At 60.8% G+C, this 11621-nt stretch carries 8 protein-coding genes and 2 pseudogenes; all 10 read left to right on the forward strand.

Annotated features, from left to right (window positions below):
* Positions 1-10: 10 nt before the first annotated feature.
* Positions 11-160, forward strand: coding sequence for a cbb3-type cytochrome c oxidase subunit 3 (locus ACIU1A_RS02845; protein WP_404926539.1), 150 nt, complete (start codon positions 11-13; stop codon positions 158-160).
* 2 nt (positions 161-162) lie between these two features.
* Positions 163-1026: a cytochrome-c oxidase, cbb3-type subunit III gene (gene ccoP / locus ACIU1A_RS02850; protein ID WP_404926540.1), complete on the forward strand. Its 864-nt coding sequence runs from the start codon at positions 163-165 to the stop codon at positions 1024-1026.
* Positions 1027-1201: 175 nt separating this feature from the next.
* Positions 1202-2719, forward strand: coding sequence for a cytochrome c oxidase accessory protein CcoG (gene ccoG, locus ACIU1A_RS02855; protein ID WP_404927840.1), 1518 nt, complete (start codon positions 1202-1204; stop codon positions 2717-2719).
* Complete coding sequence (locus tag ACIU1A_RS02860; protein ID WP_404926541.1) at positions 2716-3213, forward strand: FixH family protein; 498 nt, start codon at positions 2716-2718, stop codon at positions 3211-3213. Before ccoG ends, ACIU1A_RS02860 begins: the two co-directional genes overlap by 4 nt.
* Positions 3210-5495 (forward strand): annotated as a pseudogene (locus ACIU1A_RS02865) (cation-translocating P-type ATPase). Before ACIU1A_RS02860 ends, ACIU1A_RS02865 begins: the two are co-directional and overlap by 4 nt.
* The gene (gene ccoS, locus ACIU1A_RS02870; RefSeq protein WP_404926542.1) at positions 5492-5647 is read left to right on the forward strand and encodes a cbb3-type cytochrome oxidase assembly protein CcoS; all 156 of its coding nucleotides are present in this window, start codon (positions 5492-5494) and stop codon (positions 5645-5647) included. The pseudogene ACIU1A_RS02865 and the gene ccoS overlap by 4 nt, the downstream one beginning before the upstream one ends.
* A gap of 653 nt (positions 5648-6300) precedes the next feature.
* Positions 6301-7482, forward strand: coding sequence for a 5-demethoxyubiquinol-8 5-hydroxylase UbiM (gene ubiM, locus ACIU1A_RS02875; protein ID WP_404926543.1), 1182 nt, complete (start codon positions 6301-6303; stop codon positions 7480-7482).
* Positions 7483-7828: 346 nt separating this feature from the next.
* Positions 7829-8041: pseudogene (locus ACIU1A_RS02880) on the forward strand (NUDIX domain-containing protein); the annotation flags it as partial.
* Between the two features lie 127 nt (positions 8042-8168).
* Positions 8169-8879 (forward strand): isopentenyl transferase family protein, encoded by a 711-nt coding sequence (locus ACIU1A_RS02885; protein WP_404926544.1) that lies wholly within the window; start codon positions 8169-8171, stop codon positions 8877-8879.
* Between the two features lie 1537 nt (positions 8880-10416).
* Positions 10417-11589 carry a cytochrome P450 gene (locus ACIU1A_RS02890; protein ID WP_404926545.1) on the forward strand — a complete coding sequence of 391 codons (1173 nt, stop codon included), beginning with the start codon at positions 10417-10419 and terminating at the stop codon, positions 11587-11589.
* The last annotated feature ends 32 nt before the right edge of the window (positions 11590-11621 follow it).

Consider the following 11621-nt stretch of genomic DNA (forward strand, 5'->3'; position numbering starts at 1 on the left):
AGTGTTTTCCATGGATTATAATTTGATGCGGGAGTTTGCGGATAGCTGGGGTCTGCTTGCCATGGCGCTTTTCTTTGCGGGGGCAAGTGTCTTCGCGCTCCGCCCCGGAAGCCGCGCGCTGGCCGACGAAGCTGCCCTAATTCCGCTTCAGGACGAGTGATCATGAGCGAGGAGCATATCGATGAAGTCTCTGGGGTCCCAACGACCGGCCACGAATGGGATGGCATCCGGGAGCTGAACAACCCGCTTCCGCGTTGGTGGATCACCATCTTCTACGTCACCATCGTCTGGGCGATCGGCTACACAATCGCCTATCCGGCATGGCCGCTGCTGCACTCTGCGACTACGGGTGTTATCGGCTATTCGAGCCGCAATGACGTCAAGCACGAGCTGGCGGATTCGGAAGCAGCGAAGGGCAAATACCTCGCGGCGGTGGAGTCGAAAAGTGTCTGGGAAGTCGTCTCGGATGATGCCCTGCGCGAATTCGCCATTGCCGCCGGTAGCGCCGCCTTCAAGATCAATTGCGTCCAATGCCATGGCTCCGGCGCCCAAGGTTCCAAGGGCTTTCCCAATCTCAACGACGACGACTGGCTGTGGGGCGGCAAGGCCGAGCAGATCCAGCAGACAATTACGCACGGCATCCGCTTCGCGTCCGATCCGGACACGCGCCTGTCGGAAATGCCTGCCTTTGGCGACATCATAACCGCTGACCAGATTGCTCAGGTCAGCGCCTACGTCGCCAGCCTTTCCGGCAAGGTCCAGGACGCAAGTCTGATCGAGCCCGGCGCCAAGGTCTTTGCTGAAAATTGTGTGGGCTGTCATGGCGACAATGCAAAGGGCAACAAGGAGCTCGGCGCGCCCGACCTGACCGATGCGATCTGGCTCTATGGATCCGGCGAGGCGGCCATCGCCGCCCAGGTCCGTGCACCGAAACAGGGAGTCATGCCGGCCTGGGTCGGCCGTCTCGGCGAGATCAAAGTCAAGGAACTTGCGGTCTATGTCCATTCGCTTGGCGGCGGAGAATAGGAAGGAAAGCCCTATTCTCGGCCTCCCCTGCCAAGCGACGAGGCCCGGCGCGAGCCGGGCCTCGACACCATTTCGGCTGCGCCGCATCATCAATGCGGCACGCTTCTGACATCGGCTGGGAGTGGAGACGCACGTGTGCAGTAGTACGCGAATAGAACGGCTCGAAGCCTCGGCCATGAATTCCCGCAATCCGCGCCGGCCGCATTATGCCAGACGCAAGAAAATCTTCCCCAAGCGCACCTCAGGCAGCTTTCGCCGCTTCAAATGGCTGGTGATGGCGATCACGCTTGGCATCTACCATATGACGCCGTGGCTGCGTTGGGATCGCGGTCCATTTGCCCCAGATCAAGCCGTGCTCCTCGATCTCGCCAATCGGCGGTTCTATTTCTTCTTCATCGAGATATGGCCGCAGGAATTCTTTTACGTGGCTGGCCTTCTGGTCATGGCCGGCGTCGGTCTTTTCCTGATTACCTCGACCGTCGGCCGTGCCTGGTGCGGCTATACATGCCCTCAGACGGTGTGGGTTGATCTGTTCCTCGTTGTGGAGCGCGCGATAGAGGGCGACCGCAACGCCCGCATCAAGCTCGATGCAGGTCCCTGGACCGCGCGCAAGCTGATGATGCGCTTGTCGAAGCACACGATCTGGCTGGTCATAGGCGCGGCGACCGGCGGCGCCTGGATTTTCTATTTCGCTGATGCGCAGACATTTGTGGGCGAGCTTTTCACCGGTACCGCCGCACCGGTTGCCTACATCACCATCGCCGTCCTGACAGCAACCACCTACACGTTCGGCGGGCTGATGCGTGAACAGGTCTGCACCTACATGTGCCCATGGCCACGCATTCAGGCAGCCATGCTCGACGAGAATTCGCTCACCGTAACCTACAATGACTGGCGGGGTGAACCGCGCTCGCGTCACGCCAAGAAGGTCCAAGCCTCCGGGCAGTCCGTCGGCGATTGCGTCGACTGCAATGCCTGCGTTGCGGTCTGCCCGATGGGGATCGACATTCGCGACGGCCAGCAACTCGAATGCATCACCTGCGCGCTGTGTATCGACGCATGCGATGGCGTCATGGACAAGCTCGGCAAGGAGCGTGGGCTGATCTCCTACGCGACGCTCTCCGATTACAACGCCAACATGACGCGGGCGATCGCAGGCGGCTCCAGTTCAATCAATCCGTCGCTGGTCAGGGCTCGTGTTGGCACCTTCTCCGATCAGGTGGTACATTTTCACATTCGCAAGATCTTTCGGCCGCGCACCTACATCTACATGTGCCTGTGGTCGCTGATCGGGCTTGGCCTGCTCTATTCGCTGCTGACGCGCGATCGGCTTGAACTGAACGTGCTGCATGACCGCAATCCGCAGTTCGTCACGCTGTCTGACGGGTCCATACGCAACGGCTATACTGTCAAGCTGCTCAACATGATCCCTGAACCGAGGACGATCGTCGTCACCATGCAGGGCCTTGAAGGCGCTGATATGATCGTCGTCGGCGACGACATCCCCGCAGGCCGTTCCTTGGCCATCCTGATCGAACCCGACCGACTGAAAACGTTGAAGGTCTTCGTTCGGCAACCGGCGGACCAGATCCACGCTCCGGCACAGACCTTCAAGTTCCGTGTCGAGGACAAATCGAGTTTCGAGGCGGACGAATACACCGCCACTTTCAACGCGCCGGAGATCGCCAGATGACCGCTAACGCTGAGAAACCCCGCGAATTCACCGGCAGGCACATGCTGGCCATTGTTCTGGCCTTTTTCGGCGTGGTCATCGCGGTCAATCTGACCATGGCGACGCTCGCCAACACAAGCTGGACCGGACTAGTCGTCGAAAACACCTATGTGGCGAGCCAGCAATTCAACAAGAAGGCCAAGGAGGGTCGCGCGCAGGCAGCCCTTGGCTGGACCGGAAAGCTGACCATCGCATGGGGCGAGGTCCGCTACGGCCTCACCGATACCGCCGGCAAGCCGGTTCCCTTGCATGGCGTCAAGATGCTGTTTCGCCATCCCGCATACGAGAAAGAGGACGAGTCCGTCACGCTCGCCCTCGCCTCGGGCCAGGAATTCGCAGCCCAGCACATGCCGAAGGGTGGCGTCTGGATTGTCGAAGTCGACGTCGACGCCGGTCTGGATAAACCGTATCGCGACGTCCGCAGGATCATGATTTCCCATGGAGCGCTGCAATGAGCTGTTGTGCACCGAGCGCCGAAATGGCGCTGGATCTGGGCAGCACCGCATCGGTGCTGCCATCCAGCCAGGAAATCAGGCTCGCGAGCCGCTCGCTTGGCGACGATCTTCGCCAGACTGACCTTTCCGTGCCGACGATTCATTGCGCTGCCTGCATCCGAACGATCGAGGCGGCGCTGGCGAAGCTCGACAATGTCGAAGGCGCCCGTGTCAACCTGTCGACGAAACGCGTCGCGATCCGGTGGCATGGGGACGAGGTGCCGCCCTTCGTCGCTGCGCTGGGACGACTGGGCTACGAGGCGCATCTGTTCGCCGCCGAGATCGATGAAAGAGACAAGACGCTTGCCGAGCTGATCCGCGCCGTCGCTGTCGCCGGCTTTGCGGCAGGCAACATCATGCTGCTTTCGGTCTCGGTCTGGTCCGGCGCCGAAGGGGCTACCCGCGACCTGTTTCACTGGGTCTCGGCGCTGATCGCGATCCCGGCGCTCGCCTTCGCCGGTGGCATCTTCTTCCGCTCGGCCTGGAATGCAGTGCGCCACGGCCGCTTGAATATGGACGTGCCCATCGCGGTCGGTGTTTCGCTCGCCTATACCATGAGCCTCTATGAGACGATCAGCCATGGCGACCACGCCTATTTCGACGCGTCGGTGTCGCTGCTGTTTTTCCTGTTGATCGGCCGCACCTTGGATCACGTGATGCGCGAACGTGCCCGGACCGCCGTTAAAGGCCTGTCGCAGCTGGCCGCACGCGGCGCCATGGTGCTGCGCGGCGACGGCGCGCGGGACTATCTGCCGGTTGGCGAGATCGAACCGGGGATGCAGCTGCTGATCGCGGTCGGTGAAAGAATCCCCGTCGACGGCAAGATCATTCAGGGGGCGTCGGATCTGGACTGCTCGCTGGCCTCAGGCGAAAGCGCGCCGAAAAACGTGGCGCCGGGCGAGACTGTGCAGGCCGGCGTGCTCAACCTGACCGGCCCGCTGACGATTGAGGCGACAGCCGCCGCGAAAGATCTCGTTTCTGGCGGAAATGGTTCGCCTGATGGAAGCCGCAGAGGGTGGCCGCGCGCACTATCGCCGGATCGCCGATCGCGTTTCAGCGCTCTATGCCCCAGTGGTTCATCTCACCGCCTTCGCGACGTTCCTTGGCTGGATGGTGGCGACCGGCGACTGGCACCAGGCGATAACCATCGCCATCGCCGTTCTCATCATCACATGCCCATGCGCGCTCGGTCTCGCCGTGCCGATCGTGCAGGTGGTCGCCGCGCGGCGCCTGTTCGAGAGCGGCATCATGGTCAAGGACGGTTCGGCCATGGAGCGCTTGGCGACGATCAATACAGCGGTGTTCGACAAGACCGGAACGCTCACGCTCGGTCAGCCCCGGCTGGTCAATGCAGGCTCGATTGATCCGGGCATGCTAGCAATCGCCGCCGACATGGCCGCGCATTCGCGTCACCCGTTTTCAAAGGCCATAACCGGCTTTGCCGCTCCTGGCGGGCAACACAAATTCGATGCCGTCACAGAGCATCCGGGATTTGGAATCGAGGCCACTGACGTGGGAAGTACCTGGCGACTGGGCCGACGCGGGTGGGCTGGCTGGAAGGCTCGAACCGGTGGAGAAGGCAAACATCGCTACGGCGGAACGGTGCTGACGAAAAACGGGATGATTGTCGCATCCTTTGTTTTCGAGGATGCGCTGCGCGCCGATGCCAAGGCGGCGATCGGGCAACTGAACGATTTCGGGGTGTCGGTCCAAATGCTGTCGGGCGATACCGCGGCAGCCTGCGGCGAGGTTGCGAAGGTGCTGGGTGTCGATGACTTCGTTCCGTGCCTGCTGCCGTCCGGCAAGGTCGAATGCATCGAGACCCTGGCGAAAGACGGACACAGGGTTTTGATGGTTGGTGACGGCCTCAACGACACGCCTGCACTGAGCGCAGCACGTGTCTCGATCGCACCGGCAACCGCCGCTGACATTGGGCGCAACGCAGCCGACTTCGTCTTCCTGCGCGAAAGTCTTCTGGCATTGCCTCTCGCGCTGGATGTCTCGCGCAAGGCGGGAAGTCTTATCCGCCAGAACATCGTGATCGCGATCGTCTACAATGCTGTCGCCGTGCCGATCGCCATACTGGGACACGTCACGCCATTGATCGCGGCGATCGCCATGTCCGCTTCATCACTGCTTGTCATTGGAAATGCGTTGCGTCTGCAAGGCTTTGCGCCAGGATGACGAGAGTTTCTTCGACAGCTGCGCGCTCTGGCATTCATGCATCGGCGCAGCCGTCGTGACGACGCTTGTCTACCTCATTCCGGTGGCTCTGTTTCTCGGCACGCTGGGACTGTCTGGCGTTGTGTGGGCCTTGAGGAGTGGTCAATATGAGGATCTCGACGGCGCCGCCGAGCGGATCCTCGTCGACCAGGATGACGATCTGGAACGGTGAATGAAGCCGCTATCCGGGCTGAGTTGCCATGCTCTGTACGGGTTGCGAGTGCGAGGTCGCGATCACCAGTGGAGCGGGAGCCCGCTCTACCTTCAAACGCGTCTGGCTGATCCAGATCAGGACTATCTCCTCATTGCCGTGGTTTATCGGCTCTGCAAGGGAGAACGAATGCTCAGTGGGAGTTTGGTCGCCAGTGTCACCGTCTCGACGGTTTTGCCTTTTCACCGTAGTGGTCGGCTCTGCTGCTTCGACGAGTCGCGGCCGAAGACCTATGCGCGCTTTCGATCAAAACGGTCGCGAAGAATGAGCAGAGCCGGCGATGTGGGAGCGCGGGCGGCGGCCAGATCATTCCGCGGGTCGGGGGTGACGCGCTCGACGATGGTTGATGCCGACCCTGTGCGCAGCGTGATTGTGGGGCTTCGCCAGTCAACAGCCGGCACTGTGAGAAACTCGCTTGCTGGCTGGCCTTACGTTTGGCTGCGAGGAGACTATGACTGGTCCAATCATGCGCGTCCGCAATTGGACCGATGGTACGCTTCGGGTTTTACTGCCCTGCGCCTTGGCGCGATGCAGCCGCCCGAAGGCGGCGCACAGCACCGGTCCGAGTGTAACCTGCATCTGCCCTGCACAATTCCACCCATGGCGGTACGGTGATGTGCAGCCTTAACCGTTGCTTCGATATTGTTGTCGTAGGAGCCGGGCCGGTCGGCCTTTCATTCGCCGCTTCGCTCGCCCAAAGCCAACTCGAGGTGGCTGTTGTTGAACAGAACTCCATCGACCGTCTCGCGAATGCGCCTTTCGATGGCCGCGAAATCGCTCTGACTTCCGCCTCCATCAGAATCCTTCGCCAGCTCGGCGCTTGGGATACGATCCCAGCTTCGGAGAAATCGCCGCTTTATGGCGCGCGAGTGCTCAACGGTTCGAGCACTTTCGCACTGCGTTTTGACGCTCCCAGAGCGTCTGGAGAACCCCTCGGAATTTTGGTCCCGAACTGCCACATTCGCGATGCGCTGTTCAAAGTCGTTCGGCTGGGTGATGAGCCACTTCTGCTTTGCGGCCACTCGGTTGTCCGTGCAACGACCAGCCACAAAGGAGCAGTGATAACGCTTTCTGACGGCATGCAGTTGAGTGCCCGGCTTGTTGTTGCCGCGGATTCGCGCCTGTCGCCCACGCGTGATCTGCTCGGCATCGGCGCCGACATTAATCGGCTTGGCCACTCGATGCTGATCTGCCGTGTGCGACATGAGGGCGCCCATCACCAGGTGGCAACCGAATGGTTCGATCATCATCAAACGATAGCGATGTTGCCTGTCGGGGAGGGGATGTCCTCGTTGCTGCTCACTCTGCCCTCAAGCGAGGCAGACAGACTGCTTGCCTTCAACGACGATTTGTTCCTCTTGGAATTGACGAACCGGTGTCGAGGCCGTCTCGGGAAGATGGAATTGGCAAGCAACCGCCACACCTATCCGCTGGTCACCACGTGGGCGCACAAATTCAAGGCGCCGAGCGCGGCACTCATCGGGGACGCTGCTATCGGAATGCATCCGGTGACTGCGCATGGCTTCAACATCGGTCTCAGCAGCCAAAAGCAACTTGCCGATGCAATCTTAACTGCAAGTCGCCACGGCCGTGACATTGCCGATCCCGCCATGCTGCACAGATATGAAAGGTGGCTGCGCCTGTCTGCGGCGCCTCTCTACCATGCTACGAATATACTCGTCGGCCTCTACTCGAGCGAGCAACCGGTGGCACGGCTTGCACGCCATGCTGGGCTTCGGTTCGCCCAACATGCTCCCCTTGTCCGGCATGTCATCTCGGCCATGCTCAAACGATGAAAGCACCAGATTGGAAATCCCTCCCCGAGCGGCGAAGCTCGACACCATATAGCCTAACCGTGTTCTTTCCTTGTACTGAGCTGCAGCGCCAGTCATCGCTCGTTTATTTCGATTCAGTCTTCTGCGAACAGGTGAGGAGGCCCTAGGGCACGGCTGCGATACCGGCTGGGAGCGTCTCCTCCAAGTCCCGCTGGAAAAAGCGGTCCTCGTCGGTGACGAGGACAAGGTAACTGCTAAATAAAAGAGGCTTCTGACCGAGCGTTGTCGATTTTTTTGGTCAATAGGCGGGTGAAATTCTGATGCAGCGTCGAGCGGCAGTGAAGTATCACTCGCGGGTTGTTGGTTTAACACGTTCTGCGGTCATCTCCGATCAAGTGAGGCGACTTTGGCTGCCGCTCACCGCCGGCTCGAAGAAGAGATGGGACTTGATTGCCGACTGCGGCCAGTCGGCGTGTTTCAATATGAGGCGCGCGTCGAACCTGGACTGATCGAGCGCGAAATTGATCATTTGTGCGTGGCTGTATGCAACGGAATCCCGGCGCGCAACCGGCTGAGGTAACTGACTTGACCTACCTTCCTCCTCCGACACTCTCCCGATATCTGAGCGAGAAACCTTCCGAGTTTACTCCTTGGCTACAATACGCGTTTGCGCACGTCCGAAATGATCGTCTTGCTGCTGCGCTGTCATGAGTCCGCGACTGCACCTCATTATTGGACCGACGACGGCCGGCAAAACCGCCGCGTCCCTCGAACTCGCTCAGCGTACGGGCGCGCCGGTGCTCGTTCTAGACCGAATCCAATGCTATCCCGAACTCGCCGTCGGAAGCGGCCGACCCTCAAACGCCGAACTGCGGTTCACCCGTAGAATCTACCTTGCTCAAAGGCCAGTTATTGCTGGAGAGATCTATGCCGCAGAGGCGAACTCCCTGTTGCACGATCATGTAGCGCAATTTGATCAGCACGTGCCGTTGCTTATCTTGGAAGGCGGCTCGGTTTCACTCCTGCGGGCAATGGTCGCCGATCAGAAATGGAAAGCGCACCGCTGGACTTACGAACGCCTCCACTTGAAGACACGCGCGGACTACATTGCCAAAGCGAGGTCGCGCGTCCGTGAAATGTTAGCTCCCGTAAATGGTTGCCGCTCGATGCTTAACGAGATTGCTCAATTGTGGTCTGACCCGCGCTCGCATGTGTTCCTGCGAGGCCTCGCGGGCTACCGTACAGTCATAGCGTATGCCGAAACCCTAGGAATCGCACTGGGCGACCTTCCGCGTGCGATCCAGCCAGCTCAGATCGTCTACCTTTCTCAGACAATCGCGCTTGAGTATCTGGCGCATGCTCGCTGGCAGGAACGTGAATTTCCCTGCATTCCTGCGGCGTGGAAGAGCGGCAGGTGAAGAGTGTCGACCTGGGCCGCAGTTGAAACGAATTCAGAAATATAAAACCACGTCAATGAGCTCGCCGGCGACGCCCATTAATTGCTGACATGCCGCTTGCGGCGTTCGCCCTGGCGATGACACCGGCATGCGACTCGAACAAGCTGACCAGCCGGTCGCCGGCCTGCACTACCTTTTCAGCCAGGGTCCGCTCCTTCTGCAACATCTGTCCAATCAGCGGCTGGGGGCGGGCCATGGCCTGCCAGTTCGCAGGCTGGACCCGCCGCTGGCGCCTGCCTTGCCGCCTGCTCGACATAGCCGGGGGCTTGCGGGTCGTTTGAACAATTGGCGGTAGGGGCTTGCCGCCTTTAGGCGGCAGACTTGATCGTCTGCCCTGCTCCTTCGCCGCGGACAACGATCGTGCTATGGGATCGCACTTTTCTTCGAAGGCTTGCCGGGCAACGAGACCAGCCGCAACGCTCCGCCTCTGCCGGTCGACGAGCGCATCGATTTTATTGCCATCGCGGAAGGCCGGCGTCGGATTGAGGAACTCACGGAACTACCGCGCGAGGCCGCGTCGCGGCCTTGATCTCCGCAATGGGGGACGAGTTGGCAGTCATTCATAATCAGGACAGCGTAGAGGCCGATGAGCACGCGCCGGCCAAGCGCAAAAGCGGTCGCTATGTGCGGTAGGTAAGTGAGAGAGCTGGGCGGTAAGTCCAACCGTGCCCAGCTCAAGGCCGGCGCGACGTGTTCACCCAAACGCTTACGGCGCAGGCCGCTCCTTCTGTGATCAGTTTCGGCCGACCGACGATGGCCTTCGCCAATTCCTCGTTTTCATCGACGGCTTCGCTGCAGCAGAGGCCGCGCTAGCGAATCTCCGTCGATACGTTGCCAGTCACACGATCCTTCAGCAGATCATCTGCATGACATCCGAAATGGGACCCGCGAGGCAGGCGTTATCATCGAGCAGGCCTCGTTCGCCCCAGATGACTACATGAGAGGTGGGCCATGGTTCAAAAGGTCAGGCGGCCTGCCATCATTCCGGGACAGACAACTCATGAAGTCGCCAGTTTGGCGTGTGCGCTATCCGACCTGTTCTGTCGCCTTTTGTCGGGTCCGCGACACCGACCTATTTCGCCGAGCTGTCTGGCCTCAGGCCAACTCGCTGAAAATAATGTAATATTTTTTCCTCTGCTGGGTCGCCAAATTGGCACGAGTTTTGAAACTCCTTCGTTGCAAGCCGGAGCCGCCGAAAATGTCAAATCCGCATCAGATAGCATTCTATGGAAAGGGAACCCCGGCGAAACCGCCGCTGCCAAACAGGCTGCCGCCCTCTTCGACCCTTGTGAACGAAATGTCGATGGCCGGCTACGACTCAAAGGCCGGCCTACCACACGCGCCTTATCCTGAATTCGAAGGCGCAGGATAAGTCGGCTACGCCGCGGACATCCACATGCAGTCTCACGTCATTGGCTGCCCGCAGCGCCTTTCGCCCTTCCATAGGTTAGAGACTGAAGTGCCACGATGTCCCAAAAAACCACTGCCGACGTTGCCGATGTGGCGCGTCGATCACATCGAGCCCTCGCCCGAGATGTTGGCGCTACGCGCCAACGGTCCGATCCACCGCGTGCGCTTCCCGTCCGGGCACGAAGGCTGGTGGGTGACAGGCTACGACGAGGCCAAGGCGGCGCTGTCCGATGCGGCGTTCCGCCCCGCGGGAATGCCGCCAGCGGCATTCACCCCAGATTCAGTCATTCTCGGTTCGCCGGGGTGGCTGGTCTCGCACGAGGGGGGCGAGCACGACCGGTTACGCACGATCGTGGCGCCGGCCTTCAGCAACCGCAGGGTGAAACTGCTCGCGCAACAAGTCGAGGCGATCGCCGCGAAGTTGTTCGAGACGCTGGCCGCCCAGCCCCAGCCCGCCGACCTGAAGCGCCACCTCTCCTTTCCGCTTCCGGCCATGGTCATCAGCGCGCTGATTGGCGTGCCCTATGAGGATCACGCTTCTTTCGCCGGACTGTCCGACGAGGTGATGACGCATCAGCATGAAAGCGGTCCGCGCAGCGCGTCTCGCTTGGCTTGGGAAGAACTGCGCGCCTACATTCGCGGCAAGATGTCGGACAAGCGCCAAGATCCGGGCGACAACCTGCTGACGGATCTGCTCGCGGCGGTCGACCAGGGCAAGGCGTCCGAGGAAGAGGCGATCGGCCTGGCTGCGGGCATGCTGGTGGCGGGGCACGAGAGCACCGTTGCGCAGATCGAATTCGGCCTGCTGGCCATGCTCCGCCATCCACAACAGCGCGAACGCTTAGTCGGCGATCCATCCCTGGTGGACAAAGCGGTGGAGGAAATCCTGCGCATGTACCCGCCGGGCGCGGGCTGGGACGGCGTCATGCGCTATCCGAGGACCGACGTGACTATCGCGGGCGTGCATATTCCCGCGGAGAGCAAGGTGCTCGTCGGCCTGCCGGCGACGTCGTTCGATCCGCGCCATTTCGATGACCCGGAAATCTTCGATATCGGACGCGACGAAAACCCCCACCTGGCGTTCTCCCACGGGTCGCACTACTGCATTGGCATGGCGCTGGCCAGGCTGGAACTCAGGGTGGTGGTCGGTTCGATCTTTCAGCGCTTTCCCGCGCTGCGCCTGGCCGTGGCCCCCGAAGCGCTCAAGTTGCGCAAGGAGATCATCACTGGCGGGTTCGAGGAGTTCCCGGTGCTCTGGTGATGTGCGGACGCCGCCCGGATCGCGATCTTCTC

Source organism: Mesorhizobium maamorense, from assembly GCF_044998965.1.
Classification (GTDB): Bacteria; Pseudomonadota; Alphaproteobacteria; order Rhizobiales; family Rhizobiaceae; genus Mesorhizobium.

Excerpts from the sequence above, each read along its gene's own strand:
- ubiM (WP_404926543.1), top strand. The coding sequence starts at position 6,301 with ATGTGCAGCCTTAACCGTTGCTTCGATATTGTTGTCGTAGGAGCCGGG.
- ACIU1A_RS02845 (WP_404926539.1), top strand. The coding sequence starts at position 11 with ATGGATTATAATTTGATGCGGGAGTTTGCGGATAGCTGGGGTCTGCTT.
- ccoG (WP_404927840.1), top strand. The coding sequence starts at position 1,202 with ATGAATTCCCGCAATCCGCGCCGGCCGCATTATGCCAGACGCAAGAAA.
- ACIU1A_RS02890 (WP_404926545.1), top strand. The coding sequence starts at position 10,417 with ATGTGGCGCGTCGATCACATCGAGCCCTCGCCCGAGATGTTGGCGCTA.
- ACIU1A_RS02860 (WP_404926541.1), top strand. The coding sequence starts at position 2,716 with ATGACCGCTAACGCTGAGAAACCCCGCGAATTCACCGGCAGGCACATG.
- ACIU1A_RS02885 (WP_404926544.1), top strand. The coding sequence starts at position 8,169 with ATGAGTCCGCGACTGCACCTCATTATTGGACCGACGACGGCCGGCAAA.
- ccoP (WP_404926540.1), top strand. The coding sequence starts at position 163 with ATGAGCGAGGAGCATATCGATGAAGTCTCTGGGGTCCCAACGACCGGC.